Below are 20851 nucleotides of genomic sequence, written 5' to 3' on the forward strand. Positions count from 1 at the left end.
TCGACAAAACCGTGATGGGATGGCCCCGTGAGCCGTGCCACCGAGGACACCAACCGCCGCATGTTGCGGGCCCGCGACGCGATGGACCGCGCGTACGCGCAGCCGCTGGACATCGCGGCCCTGGCCCGCATCGCGCACGTGTCCGAGGCGCACTTCACCCGCACCTTCCGGGCCACCTTCGGCGAGACGCCGCATCGTTACCTCCAGCGGCGCCGGGTCGAACGGGCGATGTTCCTGCTCCGCGAGAGCGACCGCAGCGTGACCGACATCTGCTTCGAGGTCGGCTTCGCCAGCCCCGGTACGTTCAGCCGTACCTTCCACGACATCGTCGGCCGCTCACCGCGCGCCTATCGCAAGCAGGCGGTGGCCGCCCGGGTACCGACCTGTTTCACGATGGCCTGGTCCCGCCCGAGCGGCTGACCGCCCGCGGCGGACCGGGCGCCCGCGTCCTCAGCTGTTCGGCTGGGTGAACCGGATCCGGTTCCCGAACGGATCACGCAGCCCACAGTCGACCCCGTACGGCCGCTCGGTGGGCTCCTCGGTGAACTCGACGCCCTTGGCCAGCAGCGTCTCGTAGGTCTTGCGGCAGTCCTCGGTGATGAAGATGAGCCAGCCGCCCATCGCCCCCTTGGTCACCAACTCGCGCACCTGGTCGGCCGTCTCGGCGGACATCGACGGCGGTCCGGGCTTTTCGAGCAGGATCTCGCGGCCGGCCTCGCCGGGGATGCCGACGGTCAGCCAGCGCATGAAGCCCATGTCGACGTCGGCCTTGACCTCCAGGCCGAGCTTGCCCACGTAGAAGTCGAGTGCCTCGTTCTGGTCGAGGACGAAGATCTGTGATTGGAAGATCGAGGTGAACATGTCCCCAACGCTAGTTCGCCGCCCGGCCGAAAACTTATCCAAAACTGCTGAGTCGACCCGTCGCTCCCGGGCTCTCGAACAGGCCCGGAGAGAACATGTTTTCGCTATCCATTGACCTCGTCAAGGAACCTTACCTATCGTTCGGCCGGTGGCCGACCTCGTTCCAAGGCCGAGAGGATGACCGTGTCGACACAGACCGTCAGTACCATCCAGTTCCCCTACAAGCGCACACTCGGGCCGGTCATGGGCCGCTTCTTCTCCGAGTTGACCGCCCGTCGGATCGTCGGCATCCGCTCCGGCGAGCGGGTGATCGTGCCGCCGATGGAGTACGACCCGGAGACCGGGAACGAGCTCGCGCGCGACTTCGTCGAGGTGGGCCCCGCCGGCACCGTCCGGTCCTGGACCTGGGTCGCCGAACCGATCGCATCGCACCCGCTGGACCGCCCGTTCGCCTTCGTCCTGATCCGCCTGGACGGCGCCGACACCGACCTGGTGCACGTGCTCGACGCGGGCGCCGAGGACGCCGTGTACACCGGCATGCGGGTCGCGCCGCGCTGGCGGGACGAGCCCGTGGGCCGGATCGACGACATCGTCTGCTTCGTCCCCGGCGAGCAGGTCGAGGCCCCGGAGGGCGAGCCCGGCGAGGCGCAGGAGGTGACCACGATGGAGTACTTCTCCACGATCACCTACACCGACGTGCTCTCGCCCACCCTGGTCCGCTACGCGAGCAACCTGCGCGCGGGCAAGCTGACCGGCCAGCGCTGCCCGCAGTGCAACCGGGTCTTCCTTGGCCGGGGTTACTGCTCTGTGGACGCCATCCGGCTCGGTCCCGAGCTGGACGAGGACCTGCCCGACCGGGGCGTGGTGTCCAACTACACCATCGTCACCCCCACCCCGTACCCCGGGCAGAAGGAGACCGAGCCGTTCGCGCGCGCCTCGGTCGTGCTCGAAGGCGACGAGATGGTGATCGCCCAGCAGCAGATCCTGGACCTCCCCGTGTCCGAGATCCGGGTCGGCATGCGGGTGCAAGCGGAGTGGATGCCCGAGGCCGAACGCGACGCCGCGGAGATCACCAGCAAGGGCTGGGGCACCGTCGCGGGCTTCATCAAGGGCTGGCGGCCCACCGGCGAGCCGGACGAGCCCGCCGAGCAATACATGAACCGGGTGTTCTGATGACGACGCGTCACATGACGGCAGGTCAAAAATGACGACACGTCAAAAGGCGGGCGAGACAAGGGAGACGGCAGTGCGGCAGGACAGCGACATCGCGATCGTCGCGACCGCGCAGCTCCCGGCGGTACGCCGGCAGGAGCTCACCGAGACCGAGATGTTGCTCATCGTCGTCGACGAGGCGCTGGGCAAGGTCGGGCTGCGGCGCTCCGACATCGGCTTCAGCTGCCAGGGGTCGTGCGACTACATCTCCGGAGGCACGTTCTCGTTTGTGCCGAACCTGGACGCGATGGGCGCCTGGCCGCCGATCCACGAGTCGCACGTGGAGATGGACGGCGCGTGGGCGATGTACGAGGCGTGGGTGCGATTGCGGCACGGCGACATCGACATCGCGGTGGCGATGGGCTCGGGCAAGTCCTCCACCGGCGACCCGGCCGCGATCTACCCGCTCGAACTCGACCCGTACTACCTCGCGCCGCTCGGCCTGGACCCGGTCTCGCTGGCCGCGCTCCAGGCCCGGCAGCTGATCGAGTCCGGCAAGAGCACCGAACGCGAACTCGCCGAGATCGCCGCGCGCTCGCGCCGGGACGCGGCCGGCAACCCGAACCAGCAGGTACGCACCGCCGAGCAGGACGTGGACAAGCTGCTCGCCGAGGGCTACCTGCGCAACCCGCTGCGCAGGAGCGACCTGCCGCCGATCTCGGACGGTGCCTGCGCGGTGGTCCTGGTGCGCGGCCCGCGGGCCGCCGAACTGACCGAGCGCCCGGCCTGGATCACCGGGATCGACCACCGCAGCGAGGTGCACAACCCGGCCCTGCGCGACCTGACCGACTCCGCCTCCACCCGGCTCGCCGCGGCGCGCGCGGGCGGCGTGGCCGGTGTCGAAGTGGCCGAGCTGATGGCGCCGTTCACCGCGCAGGAGGTGATCCTGCGGCAGTCGCTCGGCCTGGCCGACGACGTCCTGATCAACCCCTCCGGCGGCGCGCTCACCGGCAACCCGCTGATGGCCACCGGCCTGGTCCGGATCGCCGACGCGGCCGAGGCGATCCTCGTCGACGGGCGCTCGCGCACGCTCGGGCACGCCACCTCGGGCCCGGCACTCCAGCAGAACCTCGTCTGTGTCCTGGAAGGTGACAACCGATGACCCATGAGCGCGTTGCCGTCGTCGGCATCGGCCAGACCAAGCACAAGAAGCGGCGCGACGACCTGTCGATCGCCGGGCTCGTCCGCGAGGCCGCCCAGCGCGCGCTCGACGACGCGCGGATGACCTGGAGCGACATCGACGCGGTGGTGATCGGGAAGGCGCCCGACATCTTCGAGGGCGTGATGAAGCCCGAGCTCTACCTCTCGGACGCGCTCGGCGGCGCCGGCAAGCCGGTGTTCCGGGTACACACCGCCGGCAGCGTGGGCGGATCCACCGCGATCGTGGCCTCCCACCTGATCAGCAGCCGTGTCCACAAGCGGGTACTGGCGGTGGCGTGGGAGAAGCAGTCCGAGGGGAACGCGCAATTCGGCCTGGGCGGCGGCAAGTCCGGCTCGATCGGCGCGGGCGGCGCGTTCGCGCCGTGGATTCGCGCCTACATCCGCAAGTCCGGCGCGCCCGAGCACATCGGCTGGCAGGTGGCGGTCAAGGACCGGCAGAACGCGCTGCGCAACGAGTACGCGCATCTCCAGCTCAAGGACATCTCGATCGACAAGGTCCGCGAGTCGCCGATGATGTGGGACCCGCTGCACTTCCTGGAGTCGTGCCCGTCCTCCGACGGCGCCGGTGCGATCGTGCTCACCGACGAGGCGGGCGGCGACGCGGCGGCGGCCGACGGGCGGGCGCCGGCCTGGGTACTGGGCACCTCGATGCGCTCCGAGCCGTCGTCCTTCAACGGCCGCGACCCGATCCGCCCGCAGGCCGGCGTCGACTGCGCGTGGGACGTGTACCGCCAGGCCGGCATCACCGACCCGCGCCGGCAGATCGACGTGGCCGAGTTGTACGTGCCGTTCTCCTGGTACGAGCCGATGTGGCTGGAGGGCCACGACATCGCGCCGGTGGGCGAGGGCTGGAAGATGGTCGACCGGGGCGAGACCGCCTTCGACGGCGACTTCCCGGTCAACCCGTCCGGCGGCGTGCTGTCCTCGAACCCGATCGGCGCCTCCGGCATGCTCCGCTTCCTGGAGGCGGCGCTCCAGGTCCGGGGTACGGCCGGCGAGCATCAGGTGGACGGCGCGAAGGTCGCCCTCGCCCAGGCGTACGGCGCGGCGGCGCAGTACTTCGCGATGTGGGCGGTCGGCACCGACAAGCCGTAGCGGGGCGGGTGCCGCCCCGGCGCAAATGGTAAGGCTCCTTGACCTTGATTTGGTCAAGGAGCCTTCCTATTCTGGGGCCTTCACCCGGTGACCGGAGGTTGTGCCGATGAAGCCCCCCATCTGCGCGAAGCTAGGGATCGAGTTCCCGATCTTCGCGTTCTCCCACTGCCGCGACGTGGTCGCGGCGGTCAGCCGAGCCGGAGGCTTCGGGGTCCTCGGCGCGCTCGCGTTCGACCCCGAGCAGCTGGAGGTCGAGCTGGCCTGGCTCGACGAGCAAACCGACGGCAAGCCGTACGGTGTCGACCTGGCGATCCCGATGGCCTACATCGGCAAGGGCGGCGGCGAGGCGGCGCTGCCCGCCAACCTGGAGAAGCTGATCCCGGAGCGGCACTGGAAGTTCGTCGACGAACTCCTGGAGACGCACAACATCCCGCCGCTGCCCCCGGAGTTGGCGGACCGACCGGTCAAGGCGGCCGGGCTGAACGTGGACCTGGAGTCGCGTGCGCAGATCGAGGTCTCGCTGAAGCACCCGCTGGTGAAGATGTTCGTCAACGCGCTCGGCCCGCCGCCGGCCGACATCATCGACGCCTGCCACGCGGCGGGGGTCCTGGTCGGCGCCCTGTGCGGCAGCCCCCGGCACGCGCAGAAGCAGGTCGAGGCGGGCGTGGACGTGGTGGTCGCGCAGGGCACCGAGGCCGGCGGGCACTGCGGCGAGATCTCCACGATGGTGCTCATCCCGCAGGTGGTGGACACGGTCGGCCCCGACATCCCGGTGCTCGCCGCCGGTGGCATCGGCGGCGGCCGGCAGATGGCCGCCGCGCTGGCGCTCGGCGCGCAGGGGGTGTGGACCGGCAGCCTGTGGCTCACCGTCGCCGAGGCGGACACCCACGAGGTCTCGGTACAAAACCTCCTGGAGGCCAAGTCCACCGACACCGTGCGCTCGCGCGCGATGACCGGCAAGCCCGCCCGCCAGCTCAGGAGCGCGTGGACCGAGGCGTGGGAGGATCCGGGCAACCCCGACCCGCTGCCGATGCCGCTCCAGGGCATCATCTTCAACGCGGCGTCCCGGCGGTTCACCCGGACGAAGAACAAGGAGCTCAACGGCTGGCCGGTCGGCCAGGTGGTCGGCATGCTCGACCGGGTCCGGCCGACCCAGGAGGTCGTGATGTCGCTGGTCGAGGAGTGGATCGAGACCACGGAGCGACTGAACGCGTTCCTGGCCGACGACTGAGCCGGACCGCTCCGGCCGAGACCTGCCGGGCCGGGCGCGCGGGAGGACTCGCGTGCACGGCCCGGCGGTCGGCGGGCCACGGGAGTGAGTGACACCGGTCCCGCGCCTATGAATACCGCGAACTGTCCCGGTATTTCAGCAATCCGTGCGTTTTGCGGGCATCAACGGTGCATGTCCGGTAGAGTGCGCCGGTTGCGCCGGCGGCGAGCCCCCGCCGCTACGGCGCCACCGAATCCCACCCCGTGAACCCCGACGGGTCGTGCCGCCCGAACGTGCCGTGCTCGAAGATGCCCAGACCCTCCGCGATCAGGGCGCCGTCCGGACCGAGCAGCCGAGCGGTGGCCACATGGTCGATCACACTGAACGGGATGCGCTTGGCCACCCCGGGATCCTTCTGCTCGTACACCGCGCCGTCGAGGTAGTCCTCGCCCCTCCACTGCCCGTGCCCCCAGTCGGGGTCGCCGCCGTAGCCCGCGCCGACGTTGAGCGCGATGTACCCGTGGTTTTCCAGGCGCAGCGTGAGCGCGTTGCGTTTGCGGTCGGTCAGGTGGATGTCGGCCCCCTCGGGGTGCCGGGTGCCGGGCGTGTACCGCACGTCGAACTCGGGCCAGCCCAACTGCTCGGGCGCCTTCCCGGAGGCGATCGGGTACATCCGGATCGCCTCGGTCAGGAAGCGGTGCCCGTCGGCGGATTCCTGCGCGATGATCATCAGCGCCTGATCGCCCAGGTGCAGCGGGATCCAGTTCCACCAGAACCCGGCGGTCTGCGCGGGCCGTCCGGCCGGCGGCGCCTCGCCCGACGGGCGGATGCCCCACGAGCGGTCGCGCGAGCCGGACCACGTCTGCGGGGTGACCGTGATCTCCTCGCCGTCCAGGGTCACCGTGCCGGTCCAGTCGCCGATCTGGACGAAGCGCGACGCGTCCAGCATCGGCTTGAAGTCGCTGCGCTGCACGTGTCGAGGTTCCGGCAGCGGTGCGAACGGCGAAGTGAAGGTGAGGTCGATCGTGATGCCCTGCTCCGGCGCGTCGCACACCACGCGCACGCTGGACAGCGGCTCCAACACCTCGATGCGGTACGGGCCGACCTCCTGCCGCATCCGGTCCGGGCCGAGCGCGCCCGACATCCGCACCGCGTGCTGGCGACCGTCCCTGCGGACCACCACGTACGCGTCGATCACGCCCAGGTTGGGGTAGACGCCCAGGCCGGTGGCGATCTGTACGCCGCCCGTGCGGTCGTAGGCGTGCATGATGCAGCGGTCGTAGAAATTCCGGTCGGTCGAGCCGACCTCGCTGTGGAACAGCGGGACCTGGTGGACCGGATATTCGTCCAGGGGTACGGGAGTCGGCATCGGGTTCCTCCTGACCACGCGCCGACGGTGCGCCGACGCGTCGGGCTGGTTGAGACGTCGTGCGAGTCTGCGCCAAATCATTGACGCAATCAAGCGTTATCTCGGAGTCGCCTCGACCGCTCCGGCCCGCCCCGCCCGATTCGAAGCCCGGATCAGCGTCCGCCGCGGAAGTAATCCCGGGGATCGTTTTCGGTGCGCCGCCGATGCGATACCCGTCCGCCGCCGGCATTCCCCGCCGCGAACGGGGTGCCCCGATTGTCTTGCAACCGGGCCAGCCGAGCGCTGAGTTCGGCTTCCTCCCGGATCTCGTCGGCGGACGGCGACAGGGCCACCATGAACAACGTGATCACCGTGAAAAGACTGATTCCGGTGATCAACGGCGCGAGGAATTGTGTCGCCTCCACACCGTGTGCCAACCCGTGCGCGCCCTCGGTACGCACACTCATCGCCGACATTCCCGTGTAGTGCATTCCGCCGACCGCCAGGCCCATGATCAACGCGGCGCCCCCGGTCGCCGCGAATCCGCTGACGTGCAGCGCGGCCCACAACGCGGCGGTGGCCGCGACCACCGCGATCACGATCGACAACGTCACGCGCAGCGTGTCGTAGTGGATCCTGCCGTCCAGGCTCAGCGCGGCCATGCCCATGTAGTGCATGCTCGCCACGCCGCCGCCGGTGACCACGCCGCCCAGCACCAGGCCGACCCATCCCGCGTTGCGTCGACCCGCGATGGCCATGCCGATGCCGACCACGATCACCGCGAGCACGAGTGAGGCGATCGTCTTGGACACGTCGTAGCGGATCGGCGTGCCCCGGACCGAGAAACCGAGCATGCCGATGAAATGCATGACCCAGATTCCGGTACCGCCGATCGACGCCGCGCCCAGGACCAACCAGCGTGCCCGCACCCAACCGCGCACCGCGCGGGCCCGCGTCGTGCACAACAACCCCAGCGCCGAGCCGAGACACGACATCAGGTAGGCGATGACCGGGGTCAACGCTCCGTACTGGAAATGATCCACGTGACCCACGTCGGCGACCGCTCCGTCAGTTTTTCGAGCCCCTTCGGAAACGGGAAAACTCGTCCTCGAATCGAAGATGATAGGCCGGCTCCGAAGCCGGGCCGCGACCGGGTTTGGGAATTCGCCGAAACGTCACCCGTCGTATCGACAGGTGGAATTCGGATAAAGATCGCGGTACGCCGGCACCGACCCGCCGCGCTTCGCCGCGAGCACCCCGTGCAGGACGGCCCGGCCGAACACGTCCGCCGCCGCGGCGTGCAGCAGGGTCAGCGCGGCGGCCTCCTCGTTGACCCCGTACGGCGTGGTCGGGTCGAGTGCGGGCAGCGGGACGCGGGCCGTGGACACCGCGAAGATCGTGTCGCCGTCGTAGAGGGTGTGTACGGGACGGATCGCCCGCGCCAGCCCGTCGTGCGCGACGCCCGCCACCTTCTGCGCCTGGGACCTGGTCAGCGTCGCGTCGGTGGCGACGATCCCGATCGTGGTGTTGAGCGAGGGCGGGGTCTGCGCCGCGGCCGCCGCGCGGGTCAACGCGGCGGCGTGCTCGGCGTGTTCGGGCGGGGTGAGCGGGAACTCGCCGGGCAGGCCGAGGCCGACCGCGTAGGGCAGCCCGCCGATCGGGTCGACCGGCGACCCGGCCGCGTTGACCACCGCGAGCGCGGCGACCGTGACCCCGCCGGGCAGCACCACGCTCGCGGTACCCACCCCGCCGCGCAGCCCGCCGACCATCGCCCCCGTGCCCGCGCCCACGCTGCCCGTCGGCACCGGCGCGTGCTCCGGTTCGGCGTCCGCCGCCGCGATCGCCGCCCGCCCGAGCGCCGCGTCGGGCCGGCGCTGCCAGTCGCCGCCGCGCCCGAGGTCGAACAGCGAGGCCGCGGGCACCACCGGCACCACCTGGTGCGGCTCGGCGCCGACCGGGAACCCCCGCCCGCGCTCGGCCAGCCACGCCACCGCCCCGCCGGCCGCGTCCAGCCCGAACGCACTGCCCCCGCTGAGCACGATCGCCTCGATCCGCGGCACCAGGTTGCGCGGATCGAGCGCGTCCAACTCGCGTGTGCCCGGTGCGCCGCCGCGCACGTCCACCCCCGCCACGAAGCCGCCGACCGGGCCGAGCAGGACGGTGGTCCCGGTCATCGCGCCCGCGTCGGTGTACGCCGCGTGCCCGACCCGCAGCCCGGCCACGTCGGTGATCGCGTTGCGCGGTCCGGCCTTGAATTCCCCGATGTCGAACATGAAGCCTCCCGAGAACGTCGGACCGTGCCGTGGTCCCTGTTCCCCATGCTGCTCCACACCTACCGACGGGGAGCCGGCGCGACGGGGTGTCGGCGCCGGGTCCGGGTCAGGACTCCCGTTCGGAGTAGGCGATCAGGCCGAGCAGCAGCACGTCGATCCCGAACGCGAAGCGCTCGTCGCCATCGCCGCTGGTCAACTCGGCGCCCAGCGAGGCCAGCGTGGGGAAGCGGTTCGCGGGCAGGGACAGGAAGTACTCCTGGATCCGCGCGTAGTAGGCGCCGCGCTCGGCGTCTGTCGAGCCGTGCCCGGCCTCCGGCCCGCCCAGTTCGAGGCCGGACATCACGGTGTACATGGACAACACGTCGGCGGCGAACGCGCAGACCCGCTTGGACAGTCCGCCCGCGCGCAGGATGGCCAGCAGTCGCTCCGACGACTGGAGCGAGTTGGGACCCATCGGCACCGAGCCGATCGTGGCCCGGCCCAGGTCGCGGTGTGCCGCGTAGACGTCGCGGATCGCGAACATCGTCTCGCGCAACTGCTCGCGCCAGCGCTCGGGATCGGCGACCGGGACGTGCACCTCCCCGTTGACCCGGTCCACCACGAGTTCGACGAGTTCCTCCTTGTTGGCGACATAGGCGTACAGCGACGCCGCCCCCGTCTCGAAGCGCTGGGCCACCCGGCGCATGCTCAGCGCGTCCATGCCCTCCGCGTCGATGATCTCCAGCGCGGCGGTGACGATCGCCTCCTGCGACAGCGCCGGTTTGCGCGGCCCCCGAGCCTTGGGCGTCGTGCGCCACGGCGGCAGGGGTACTTCGGGAGCCTCGGACACGGCGCCACCTCCTCGACCAATCCCACGAATCCTGCGACTTTACGAACACTGTACTTGACTCGAACAGTGTTCGCATCTAAAACAGTGTTCGAGACAAGAACGCTGTTCGGAGCGCGAACAGTGTTCGAAAAGCCGGAGTGGAACCAGAAGGGGAGACGGGGGAGACGATGGACACCGACGTCACCAACGCCGCGCCGGCCGCGGCCGAGACGGGGAAACGCACGTCCTACCGATTGCGCTGGATCGGCCTCGCGGTGGTCATGGGCGCCGACATCATGGACCTGCTCGACGCGACGATCGTCAACGTCGCCGGTCCCGGCATCCGGGACGCGCTCCGCGGCAATTCCACCCACCTCCAGTGGTTCTCCGCCGCGTACACGCTCGCGTTCGCGATGTTCCTGATCACCGGCGCCCGACTGGGCGACATCCTGGGCCGGCGGCGGATGTTCCTGATGGGGGTGACCGCGTTCACCGTCACCTCCGCGCTGTGCGGGCTGGCCCAGTCGCCGGAGATGCTGATCGGGGCCCGCGGCCTGCAGGGGTTGGCCGCGGCGATGATGGTGCCGCAGGCGCTCGGTCTGATCCGGGACATGTTCCACGAGAGCGAGGTCGGCGCCGCGTTCGCGGTGTTCGGCCCCTCGATGGGGCTGGCCGCGGTGCTCGGCCCGATCCTGGGCGGCGTGGTCATGGACGCCGACGTGTTCGGCCTCGGCTGGCGCGCGGTGTTCATGGTGAACGTGCCGCTGGGCCTGTTCGCCCTGGTCGCCGGCGCCCGCGTGGTGCCCCGCCCCGAGCCGAGTACGACCACCCGCCGACCCGGCCTCGACCTCGTCGGCGTCGTCCTGGTCACCGCGGCGATGATGCTGCTCGTCTACCCGCTCGTCCAGGGCCGTGAAGAGGGCTGGCCCGCCTGGACGTTCGGCTGCCTGGCGGCCTCGCTGCCGGTGCTCGGGCTGTTCGCCTGGTACGAGGTGCGCACCACCCGCGCGGGTCGCGACGCGCTGGTCGAGGTCAGCCTGTTCGCCAATCGTGCGTTCACCGGCGCCCTGGCGGTCGGCCTGATGATGTTCGCCTCGATGATCGGCCTGATGCTCGTGCTCGGCGTCTACCTCCAGATCGGCCTGGACTGGTCCGCGACGCACGCGGCGCTCGCGCTGATCCCGTGGTCGCTGGGCTCGACCGTCGGCGCGGGTCTGGCGGGGGCCGTGCTCGCCGCGAAGTACGGCCGTCGGGTGCTGCACGCGGGCCTGGTGGTCGGCCTGCTCGGGGTGCTCGGGACCGCGGCCACCATCACGATGCACGACGGCCCGGTGAACACCTGGATCCTGCTGCCGGCGACCGCCGTCGCGGGCTTCGGGTTCGGGTTGCTGATGGCGCCGTTCTTCGGGATCGCGCTGGCCGGGGTGGCCGATCACGAGGTCGGTTCGGCCTCCGGGGTGCTCAACGCGGTCCAGCAGCTCGCGGGGGCGCTGGGGGTGGCGCTGTTCGGGACGCTGTTCTTCACCCACGTGGAGGACAACGCGCCCGCCGCACACAGCCTGGACGCGGTGCGCGGGGTGTTCGACGACGCGTTTACGGTCGGCGCCCTCGGCAGCGCCGCCGCCCTGGCCGTGGCGTGGGGCCTGGCATTCCTGATGCCGCGCTTCGAGCGCCCGCCCGGTGCGGAGGGCGCGGCCGGGCACTGAGCGTGCGGGGGCGAGTACGCGGGAAGGCGCCGGAACGGGATGGTCTCCGTTGCGGCGCCTTCGCGTACGGTGATCGCCCGCCGGGGCGACTCAGCGGCTGCCGGCGATGCCCGCTCGGGACGAACTCGTCCCGAGCGCCGACGCGCCGTCGCGGGCCAGGACCGAGGCCCGGCTGCGGAAGGCGTCCTCGCGGGCCGCCTGGTCCGGGTGGCGCGAGCGCCAGTACGGGTTGTCGTGCGGCAGATGGCCGCTGACCCGCCCGTACAGGCCGAACGTCATCACCAGCAGACCGACCACGAAGCTGAAGATGATGTTCGGCATCTTGAAGGACAGGTAGTTGATGTCGGAGGTGCCGATCAGACCCAGGTTCACGAAGCCGCTGATCACGAACAGCGCGCCGACCACGATGTTCACCGTCGAGGCGGTGTTGCCGCCGATGATCGCGCCGATGATCAGGATCGCGCCGACCACGACCGAGATCAGGCTGAGCGCGCCGTTGGTCGACATGCCCGCGACCTCGCGTCCGGTGGTGGAGAAGAAGCCGACGTTGTGTGTGAAGCCCAGGATGCCGAACACGATCAGCGCGAGGCCCATGAAGCCGCCGCCGTACCGGTAGACCTGCCCGAGTCGATGGTCGACCGGCAGTGCCTCGTCCAAGCCCGTCATGGCCGCCTCCCAACATCCGATGTGCGTGAAAACTCCTCTTTGATCCCTTTCCCGGATTTGCCGGGAAGTACCGGTTCGAGATCGTCGACAGGGCACGGGCACGTGCTGGGGCGGGGTCGGTCGGTTACGCGGGCTTGAGGACGACCTGACCGTTCGTGACCACGATCGACTTGGCCGCGAGCGGGCGCGGGGCGGGGCCGCCGAGTACGGCGCCGGTGTTCGCGTCGAAGCTGCTGCCGTGGCAGGGGCAGTGGATCTGCCCGCCCGAGACGCTGCCGACCAGGCACTGCTGGTGGGTGCACACGGCGGTGAACGCCTTGAAGTCGCCGGCCGAGGGCTGGGTGACCACCACCTTGGCGTCGTCGTAGACCTTGCCGCCGCCGACCGGTACGTCGCCGACCGGGCCCAGCACCTTGTCGGCGGCCGGGGCCTTGTCCTTGCCGTCGTCGCCGCTGCCGCAGGCCACCAGCGTGACGCCGCCGGCCGCGACGAGGGCGCCGCAGAGCAGGATTCGTCGAGTGGGTTCGGTACTACTCGTCGACGGGGTGCCCGTCGGGTCGACGGTCGTCGGGTCGGTGCTCGGGTCCGTCGCTCGCATGGGCTGCCTCCGTCGTGGTTCCCGGCGCCGGTCGTTCACGCGGCGCCGACGCAACGGAAACGTACGCGAGGGGTTCGTGGTTCGACGGATCGGTGAAGCGAACGGGTTCAATCGGCTCGGGTCGTCCGTACTCCGGCTCCGCGTTGTCCGGCTCGGTGCCCTCCGGCGCCGGGTCCTCCGGTTCCGTGCCCCCGGGCGCCGCGTCCTCCGGCTCCGTGCCCTCGGGTGCCACGTCCTTCGGCTCCGCGTCTTCCGCCGAGTGTTCCGGCAGCGTGAAGACGATCCGCGTGCCCGCCGTGTACTCGGTGTCCACCGCGATCCGGCCGCCGTGTTGTTCGACGATGCGCTTGGCCATCGCCAGGCCGATCCCGCTTCCCGTGTATGTCTCGCGCGGGTGCAGTCGGCGGAAGGCGGCGAACACCCGTTCCGCCGATTCGGCCGGGATGCCGATCCCGTTGTCGTTGACGGTGATCCGCCATCCCTCCGCGGTCGGTTCGGCGTCGACCCGTACCAGCGGGCGCTCGTACGGGCGGGCGAACTTGACCGCGTTGCCGAGCAGATGCCGGATCAGGGTGGCCAGCAACACCGGATCGGCGTCCACCACCGGCAGTTCGGCGTGCGCCAACTCGGCGCCGGTGTCCTCGACCCGATCCGCCATGTCCAGCCACGTCTGCCGGACCACCTCGTCCAGGTCCACCGCGACGCTCTCCGCGCGTGAGCGGCCCACCTCGGTCAGGGTGACCATCTCGTCGATGAGCACCTGGAGTCGGCGCGCGTTGTCGATGGTGAAGTCGATGTACTGCCGGCCGCGCCGGTCCAACACGTCCTCGTAGCGCTCCTGGAGCATGCGGCCGAAGGACACGATCCGCCGCAGCGGATCCTGCATGTCGTGCGTCGCGGCGTGGGCGAACTGGTCGAGGTCGGCCTGGGCGAGTCGGGCCCGCCGGTCCTGTTCGTCGAGCCGGGCGCGCAGTTCGTCCCGCTCGCGCGCCGACTCCCGGGCCCGCTCGCGCTCGGCGGCCAATTCCCGGTCCCGCTCGGCGACCACGGCGGTCAGCGCGGCGACGTGCTCGCGTTCCCGGCGGGCCCGGTCCTCCCCGGCGCGGGCCCGGGTGCGCAGGCTCGCCATCACGCCGGCGATCGCGCCGAACTCGCGGCTGTCGTAGCGCGCGGCCCGGCTCGGCGGCTCGCTCGGATCGGCCAGCCGGGTCAGCGGCCGCTCCACCGTGCGCCGCAGCGCGGCCTCGATCAGCACGGTCAGCCCGACCACGAGCAGCAGGTCACCGCCGAGCACCAGGAGCAGCCCCCGCGAGCGCGCGTCGCCGTCCAGGGTCAGCCCGACCACCAGCGCCGCGACCGTGGCCAGCATCACCGCCGCGCACGGCGCCCAGACCAGCCGCAGCCGGGCGCGGACCGTCCACCACGAGTCGTCGGAACCCGCCATCGGTACCCCGCCCTCTCCGGCCCGCCGTCGCCCCGCCGACACCCCGCCGACAACCCCTGCGGAACAAGGAAAGTGTGGCAGCGCCGGCCCCCTCGGCACGAGGGCATGATCCGGCCGCCCGTTGCCGATGGGCACCGGCCCGAGCCCCGGAGGTTCCTTAAGCCAGTCATAAATCACCCATACCGGGGTGCCGTCGGCGACGGGCCCCGGGATACGGTCGCAGGGCCGGTCGGGCGGTTTGGAGAGACGGCGTCGAGCCGGCGTGCGATAACGGGGGTTTCCTGCGACCGTCGCCCCCCTCCCACCTGTTGGGGCGACGGTCGCAAGAACACTTCGTCACGAGCGTGTGACCGTGCGATCGGCGGTCTGATTCGTCCTCACCCGGGTAGCGATCCACCCGGTAGCGTCCGAGGGCCGAGGCCGAATTTACGCCGAGATTGGTGATCGAGTGTCGCGACGAACCGCGGATTCCGAAGCGACCCGAGGAAGGCGCCGACTGCTGGTCGGTACCGCCTTCTGCGTGGCCGCCGTGCTGGTGGTGGCGGGTCTGGCCTCGATGGGCCGGATCTCCGGGCATCCGAGGTCGCGGGCGGGCGGCGACGCGGCCCGGGGCTATCACCTGCCGGATCCGGCCGAGGGCGATCGCATCGCGGCGAGCCTGCTGGGCGGGGCGCCCGCGACCTCGTCGGGGACACCCGTGCCGACGATCAGCTCGGAGGCGGTCGAGCCGCTGCCGGTGTCCGAGCCGCTGCGGGCCGGCGCCATCGCGCCGACGCCGGCGATCGGCGCGCTCCTGCACGTGGGCGACGGCACGGGGCCGGAGCACTTCTGCACGGCGACGGTGGTGCACTCGCCGAACCGCAACCTGGTGATCACCGCCGCGCACTGCGTCTACGGCGAGGCGTTCGCGTCCGACATCGCCTTCGCCCCCGGCTATCACGACGGGTTCATGCCGTACGGGGTGTGGGTCCCGTCCCGGATCGACGTGGATCCGCGCTGGATCTCGGACCGGGATCCGGCCTACGACGTCGCGTTCCTCCAGGTGCGGCGCCCCGGCACCGGCGACCGGATCGAGGAGGTCACCGGCGCCGAACAGGTTTCCTTCGACTCCCCGGTCGACCGCGCCGCCCGACTGATCGGCTACCCGGACGACGAGGAGCAGCCGATCGGCTGCCAGAACACCACCACGGCCCTGTCCGACACCCAGGTGCGCTTCGACTGCGCGGATTTCCCCGACGGCACCAGCGGTGGCCCGATGCTCACCGACATCGACCCCGCGAACGGTCGGGGCACGGTGATCGGCGTCATCGGCGGCTACCAGGAAGGCGGCGACGACCTCACCTCCTACAGCAGCCGCTTCGGCCCCGACATCGCCGCCCTCTACAACCGAGCCGGCACGGCGGACCCCACGCAGCCCCCGACGACCTGACGGCGACGGAGAGGCCGCCGAGCCAGGGCGAAATCGGGCGCCGATACCGCCGAATGTCGGCGGGTGTCGGAACGACCGCGCGCGCCGTGTACGCGCCGTGCGCGCAATTGCGCGCGCCTGTGCGGGTGTTTACGCGACGCGCCTCGGGGCCTCCCGGGGCGCGCTCTCTCGGGAAAGCGGCGACACCCCGGGACTGAAGTCAGTCCACCGTCAGTTGGGCGTCAGCGCTCTCCGCCAATGTGGTTGGCATGACGTCGCTCTCGGCGGTTTCCGGCTGTCTTCCCGACACTATGTCGATTTCCTTTTTTCGGAAGGGACTTCAGCCGACGGTTGTCCGGCCGAGGCGGTACCGGCGCATCGTCTCGCACCACGCCCGCGCCTTCGGGCCGCCGGCCGTGGACATGCCACGATCGCCCTCCCGGTGAGCGCGGACTGCGGCGACATCGGCCGCACGCTCGGCCGGCCGGGTGTCGAGGACGAGAACGGTCGGGAGCGGGTGGAGGTCTGGCGGATATCGCTCGGCGACGAGGACGACCCGGAGCACTGTCCGGCTTCCCTCGAAGGTCTCCTCGAAGATCTCCTCGACGAGGACGAGAAGGCCCGCGCCGGGCGCGGCCTCGTGCCGGGAATGCGGCGCCGTTTCGTGATCGCGCACGCCGCGACGCGGATCGTCGTCGGCGCGCGTCTGGGCCGCCCGCCGGCCGCCCTGCGCTTCGCCCGCGGCCGGTGGGGAAAGCCGGTCGTCGAGGGGGCGGGCCTGCACTTCAGCCTGTCGCACTCGGGCGACATCGCCCTGCTCGCCCTGGCCTCGCGACCGGTCGGGGTGGACGTGGAACTGGCTCGCCCGAACCTGGACACCGAGCGGTTGGCTCGGCGCTTCTTCGGTGACGAGGAGCGGGAGTCGGTGGCGCGCGACGGGATCGGCGCCTTCACCCGGCTGTGGACGAGGAAGGAGGCGTGTGTGAAGGCGGTGGGCGGCAGGCTCACCGAGGGCATGGCGATTCCCGTTGCCCACACCGCGCGGCAGGCCACGGTGTACTCGCGCTCGGGTCCGTTCGCGGGACCGTGGAGAGTTGCCGACCTGTTGCTTCCCGAAGGATATGCGGGGTCCGTCGCGCTGCTCGGTGACGGGCCCTTTTACGTTTCACCGAGGATGTGGTACCCAATGTCGCCGACGGAAACCGAGGGCATGCGACACAGGCCGGGTGTCAAGTAGAAGAAACTCCCCTCAAAAAGGCGTAATCGTACCCGTGGTCGCGTGCCGGAGCGTCGCTAGATTTAAGGGCGCGAGAGCACGATGGTAAAGCACCGGCCGGATTCTTGAGCCAGGACCGTGTTTTGGTGCCGGGTATTCCTTTCGAGGAGGGGGAGGTAATCGTGGAAGGCAGGAACGTGATCACCAAGGCCGCGCGGTGGAGCGCTGTCCACCCCTGGTGGGCACTCGCGCTCTGGCTCGGGGTCGTCCTCGGGGCCCTGGCGGTCGGCGCCGCCACGGGTACCCGGCAGGCCACCAGCTCGGATCTGTCCATAGGTCAGTCCGGCCGGGCGGCCGTCATCGCCAAGAGCGGCGGTCTGCAGGTTCGCGCGGTGGAGAACATCCTGGTCACGCCGTACGTCGGCAAGCTCGATGTGGCCAAGGCCCGGGCGGCGGCCGACGAGACGGTGTCCGGCCTGAAGGGCGACAAGGGCATCGCCTCGATCGGCGAGCCGATCCTCGCCTCGGACGGCTCGGCCCTGCTGGTCCCGGTGACGCTCAACGGAGACCCCGAGACCGCCGACAGTCGGGTGCGACCGCTGCTCGACAGCGTGCAGAGGACCCAGGAGGCGCACTCCGACGTACATGTGGAGCTGGTCGGCGAGGGTTCCATCCGGGCCGGGCTCAACGACCTGCTGGACGACGGCCGCCGCAGGGCGACCGTGCTGAGCCTGCCGGTGACGTTACTCGTCATGGTCTTCGTCTTCGGCGCGATGGTCGCCGCGAGCGTCCCCGTCGTCCTGGGCCTGTCCTCGGTGCTGACCGGACTCGGCCTGTGGGGAGCGGCCTCCCAACTCGTGCCGGATCCGGGTCCGGTGACCCACATCATCGTCCTGGTGGGCATGGCCATCGGCGTCGACTACTCGCTTTTCTACCTCAAGCGCCAGCGCGAGGAACGCGCGCTCGGCGCCAACGAGGTCGACGCCATCGAGGTCGCCGCGGCCACGTCCGGCCACGCCGTGCTGGTCTCCGGCCTGGTGGTGATGGTCTCCATGTGCGCGCTCTACTTCGCCGGGCACATCGCCTTCCAGGCGATGGCCACGGGCGCGATTCTGGTCGTCGCCATCGCGATGGGCGCCTCGCTGACCGTCCTGCCGGCCATGCTGTCCAAGTTCGGCCGTTATCTGGACAAGCCGCGCGTCCCCCTGGTGTGGCGGCTCACGCAGAAGGGCGGCGTCAAGCCTCGCCTGTGGTCGGCGATGCTCAAGCCGTCGTTGCGCCACCCGGTTCTCGCACTCGTGCTCTCCGTCGGTGTGCTCCTCGCCCTCGCGTTGCCCGCCCTCGGTCTGCGGCTCAAGGCCACCGGTATCGACGACCTGCCCAAGTCGATCCCCGCGATGCAGGCCAACGAGCGTCTGACGAAGTCGTTCCCCAGCCCGGCCGATACGCACATGATCGCCGTGAAGGTCTCCGCCGACCGGGCCGCGGACCTGCGCACGGCGGTGGCCGCGCTGGTGGACCGCACGCGGCACGACGACCTCTTCGTACAGATCCCGCAGCCCCTGGTGCGTACGTCGGCGGACGGCACGGTCAGCACCATTTCCGTCGGCACACGCTTCAAGAGCAGTTCCGGCAAGGCGCGCGAGTCCCTGACGAAGCTGCGCGAGGACATCGCCCCGAACACCCTCGGCGGCGTCGAGGGCGCGGAGTTCGCGGTCGGCGGCAGCGATGTGGCGTACGACGTGGACTACCGGGCGAACGTCGTCGCCAAGATGCCCTGGGTACTCGGGGCGGCGCTGGCCATGACCTTCCTGGTCATGGCCGTCGCGTTCCGATCCCTGGTGCTCGCGCTGATCACGGTGGTCCTCAACGTCCTGTCCGCCGTGGCGTCTTTCGGTCTGCTTGCGCTGATCTTCCAGCGGACCTGGGCGGAAGGCATCCTGCGCTTCCAGTCCACGGGCCGAGTGGTGGCATGGCTGCCACTGATGCTCTTCGTGATCCTGCTCGGCCTGTCGATGGATTACCACGTCTTCGTCGTCAGCCGGATCAGAGAGGCCGCGCGCGGCGGGCTCGGCATTCGGGACGCCGTCGAACAGGGCATCACGCGGACGGCGGGCGTCGTGACGGGCGCCGCGATGGTGATGGTCTCCGTGTTCGCCCTGCTCGCGTCGCTGAACTTCATCGAGTTCAAGCAGTTGGGCGTGGGTATGGCGGGTGCGGTGCTGCTCGACGCCACGCTCATCCGAATCGTCGCCCTGCCGGCCGTGGTCATGCTGGTCGGTTGGAAAACCTGGTGGCCCTCGCGGCTCGCGTATCAGCACGGTCCCCGGGGGCCGCGGATGCCGGCCGTGGTCGCGGAGCGGACGTCGGCTCCCTGACCGCTCTTCGCGCGTCGGGCTCCGGGTGGTCGGTGGATGGGCTTCGGCCCGCCCCCGGCCACCTTTTTCGTGCGTTCGCGCGCGGAAAATTCGCCGGCCCACGTTGAACCGCCGAGCCGGGGGTTCCGTAAACCGTGTGGGGATTCCGACGGGAAACATAGAATCGCATGCGTGTTCGGCGGCGCATGATCAACTGCCTCGTGGCGGAGGTCTGCGCCTTCCGACGTGCGCACAACCGGGAAGCGGGGCGATCACGGGGGTGACTCATGCACAGCGACAGCGGCCCTGCTTCGGTGCGCTGGCAGACCGAACTTGCCCGAGTCGGGGCGCTCTCCGGGCGCGAGAAACAGGTTTTCGCGCTCCTCGGGGCGGGGCATTCCAACCGCGGCATTGCCACCCGACTCGACGTCACGGAACGAACCGTAAAGGCTCATGTGGCAAACATCCTGGTCAAGCTGCAAGTGGAATCCCGCCTTCAGGCGGGCCTGGTTGCGCAAGTCTACGAAAGCATGTACGAAGGTACAGTATCGGAGCCGTCTAGCGTATCCGATAATTGACCATCGTGAATACCACCTGGATTCTTACCCTCCTTCGGGTCGCCCGGAACGAGTCGACCGTTGTTCCATGTGGCAGGCCCGGCGTTGCAAGCGAACAACTTGTGACTGGAATTCAACGGTAGACGGGGGATTTTGGTGTACATCTCCATATTGGGTCCGCTGCTGTTAGGAGACGGTCAGAAAACCGTCGGTATACGCGCGAAGAAGAACCGGGTGATGCTCACCATGCTGGCGCTCAACATCGGTCAGGTGGTCACCTTCGACGAGCTGATCGACGAGCTGTGGGGCGAGGCGCCGCTCAAGAACACGCGCAACGCGTTACAGGCGAACGTCAAGCGGGTGCGCAGGTCACTGGCCGAGTTAGGGCTCGGCGGGCCCGGCCACGAGCTGATTCGTACGGTGGACAACGGCTACACGCTGAACATCCCCGCCGACGCCGTGGACGCGTACCGCTTTCTGCAAACGGCGGGCAAGGGCGCGAGCCTGGTCGTCAACCGGCCGCACGAGGCCACGGATCTGCTGCGCGAGGCGCTCGGCATGTGGCGCGGGCCGGCCCTGCTCGACACGAGTGACGGCCCCTGGTGCCGGGCCGTGGCGCTGCGTCTCGACGAACAGCGCAAGACCGCGCGCGAAGACCTCATCGCGGCCCAGCTCCAGCTCGGCGAGGCCGGGACGGTCGTCGCCGAACTCAAGCAGTTGCTCGCGCAGTACCCCGAACGCGAGCGGTTCAGCGAGCAGTTGATGATCGCCCTGTACCGCTGCGGACGGCAGTCCGAGGCCGTCGACGTCTTCCACCGCACGCGCAAGTGGCTCGACCAGGAGTTGGGGCTCAAGCCGAACAGTCGCCTTCACCACCTCTACCAGGCGATCCTGATGCAGGATCCCTCGTTGTGAGCGCCGAGACGGCGAC

At 70.2% G+C, this 20851-nt stretch carries 19 protein-coding genes; 11 read left to right on the forward strand and 8 right to left on the reverse strand.

Annotation, left to right across the window (positions count from 1 at the left end; all coding sequences use genetic code 11):
- Positions 1–27 precede the first annotated feature (27 nt).
- Positions 28–420 carry a helix-turn-helix domain-containing protein gene (locus ACMXN5_RS18550; RefSeq protein WP_439676196.1) on the forward strand — a complete coding sequence of 131 codons (393 nt, stop codon included), beginning with the start codon at positions 28–30 and terminating at the stop codon, positions 418–420.
- Positions 421–450: 30 nt separating this feature from the next.
- Here the strand turns inward: ACMXN5_RS18550 and ACMXN5_RS18555 are convergent, their stop codons facing one another.
- Complete coding sequence (locus tag ACMXN5_RS18555; RefSeq protein WP_439676197.1) at positions 451–861, reverse strand: VOC family protein; 411 nt, start codon at positions 859–861, stop codon at positions 451–453.
- A 177-nt stretch (positions 862–1038) separates the two neighbouring features.
- Between ACMXN5_RS18555 and ACMXN5_RS18560 the strand changes: the two genes are divergently transcribed.
- From ACMXN5_RS18560 to ACMXN5_RS18575, 4 genes are all read left to right on the forward strand, one after another.
- Complete coding sequence (locus tag ACMXN5_RS18560) at positions 1039–2034, forward strand: Zn-ribbon domain-containing OB-fold protein (RefSeq protein ID WP_439676199.1); 996 nt, start codon at positions 1039–1041, stop codon at positions 2032–2034.
- 73 nt (positions 2035–2107) lie between these two features.
- Positions 2108–3175 (forward strand): lipid-transfer protein, encoded by a 1068-nt coding sequence (locus ACMXN5_RS18565; RefSeq protein ID WP_395799050.1) that lies wholly within the window; start codon positions 2108–2110, stop codon positions 3173–3175.
- Positions 3172–4329 (forward strand): thiolase domain-containing protein, encoded by a 1158-nt coding sequence (locus tag ACMXN5_RS18570; RefSeq protein ID WP_380009048.1) that lies wholly within the window; start codon positions 3172–3174, stop codon positions 4327–4329. Before ACMXN5_RS18565 ends, ACMXN5_RS18570 begins: the two co-directional genes overlap by 4 nt.
- A gap of 106 nt (positions 4330–4435) precedes the next feature.
- Complete coding sequence (locus tag ACMXN5_RS18575; RefSeq protein WP_439676200.1) at positions 4436–5560, forward strand: NAD(P)H-dependent flavin oxidoreductase; 1125 nt, start codon at positions 4436–4438, stop codon at positions 5558–5560.
- 217 nt (positions 5561–5777) lie between these two features.
- Here ACMXN5_RS18575 and ACMXN5_RS18580 read toward each other — a convergent pair whose 3' ends face one another.
- From ACMXN5_RS18580 to ACMXN5_RS18595, 4 genes are all read right to left on the reverse strand, one after another.
- Positions 5778–6908 carry a hypothetical protein gene (locus ACMXN5_RS18580; RefSeq protein WP_439676201.1) on the reverse strand — a complete coding sequence of 377 codons (1131 nt, stop codon included), beginning with the start codon at positions 6906–6908 and terminating at the stop codon, positions 5778–5780.
- Positions 6909–7060: 152 nt separating this feature from the next.
- Positions 7061–7930, reverse strand: a complete 870-nt coding sequence (locus ACMXN5_RS18585; protein ID WP_439676202.1) for an MHYT domain-containing protein — start codon at positions 7928–7930, stop codon at positions 7061–7063.
- 132 nt (positions 7931–8062) lie between these two features.
- Entirely contained in the window at positions 8063–9160 is a 1098-nt protein-coding gene (locus ACMXN5_RS18590) for a P1 family peptidase (RefSeq protein ID WP_395799060.1), read from the reverse strand.
- Between the two features lie 106 nt (positions 9161–9266).
- Positions 9267–9989 (reverse strand): TetR/AcrR family transcriptional regulator, encoded by a 723-nt coding sequence (locus tag ACMXN5_RS18595; RefSeq protein WP_439676203.1) that lies wholly within the window; start codon positions 9987–9989, stop codon positions 9267–9269.
- Between the two features lie 167 nt (positions 9990–10156).
- Between ACMXN5_RS18595 and ACMXN5_RS18600 the strand changes: the two genes are divergently transcribed.
- Positions 10157–11674, forward strand: coding sequence for an MFS transporter (locus tag ACMXN5_RS18600; RefSeq protein ID WP_439676204.1), 1518 nt, complete (start codon positions 10157–10159; stop codon positions 11672–11674).
- Between the two features lie 90 nt (positions 11675–11764).
- On the opposite strand, the gene ACMXN5_RS18605 is transcribed toward ACMXN5_RS18600, so the two are convergent.
- From ACMXN5_RS18605 to ACMXN5_RS18615, 3 genes are all read right to left on the reverse strand, one after another.
- Complete coding sequence (locus tag ACMXN5_RS18605) at positions 11765–12340, reverse strand: DUF4383 domain-containing protein (protein ID WP_439676206.1); 576 nt, start codon at positions 12338–12340, stop codon at positions 11765–11767.
- A gap of 124 nt (positions 12341–12464) precedes the next feature.
- Entirely contained in the window at positions 12465–12938 is a 474-nt protein-coding gene (locus ACMXN5_RS18610) for a Rieske (2Fe-2S) protein (protein ID WP_439676208.1), read from the reverse strand.
- On the reverse strand, positions 12871–14382 hold the full coding sequence (locus tag ACMXN5_RS18615) for an ATP-binding protein (RefSeq protein WP_439676209.1): 1512 nt from the start codon (positions 14380–14382) through the stop codon (positions 12871–12873). Before ACMXN5_RS18615 ends, ACMXN5_RS18610 begins: the two co-directional genes overlap by 68 nt.
- 520 nt (positions 14383–14902) lie before the next feature.
- On the opposite strand from ACMXN5_RS18615, the gene ACMXN5_RS18620 reads away from it, so the two are divergent.
- The 5 genes from ACMXN5_RS18620 to ACMXN5_RS18640 all read left to right on the forward strand — a co-directional run bounded on the left by ACMXN5_RS18620 (position 14903) and on the right by ACMXN5_RS18640 (position 20835).
- On the forward strand, positions 14903–15811 hold the full coding sequence (locus tag ACMXN5_RS18620) for a trypsin-like serine peptidase (protein WP_439676211.1): 909 nt from the start codon (positions 14903–14905) through the stop codon (positions 15809–15811).
- A 421-nt stretch (positions 15812–16232) separates the two neighbouring features.
- Positions 16233–17027 (forward strand): 4'-phosphopantetheinyl transferase family protein, encoded by a 795-nt coding sequence (locus ACMXN5_RS18625; RefSeq protein ID WP_439676212.1) that lies wholly within the window; start codon positions 16233–16235, stop codon positions 17025–17027.
- A 161-nt stretch (positions 17028–17188) separates the two neighbouring features.
- On the forward strand, positions 17189–19384 hold the full coding sequence (locus tag ACMXN5_RS18630; RefSeq protein WP_439676213.1) for an MMPL family transporter: 2196 nt from the start codon (positions 17189–17191) through the stop codon (positions 19382–19384).
- Positions 19385–19650: 266 nt separating this feature from the next.
- Positions 19651–19941 carry a helix-turn-helix domain-containing protein gene (locus ACMXN5_RS18635; protein ID WP_078975919.1) on the forward strand — a complete coding sequence of 97 codons (291 nt, stop codon included), beginning with the start codon at positions 19651–19653 and terminating at the stop codon, positions 19939–19941.
- Between the two features lie 135 nt (positions 19942–20076).
- Positions 20077–20835 carry an AfsR/SARP family transcriptional regulator gene (locus tag ACMXN5_RS18640; protein WP_439676214.1) on the forward strand — a complete coding sequence of 253 codons (759 nt, stop codon included), beginning with the start codon at positions 20077–20079 and terminating at the stop codon, positions 20833–20835.
- Positions 20836–20851 lie beyond the last annotated feature (16 nt).

Origin of the sequence: Embleya australiensis, assembly GCF_051903075.1 — a bacterium.
Lineage (GTDB): Bacteria > Actinomycetota > Actinomycetes > Streptomycetales > Streptomycetaceae > Embleya.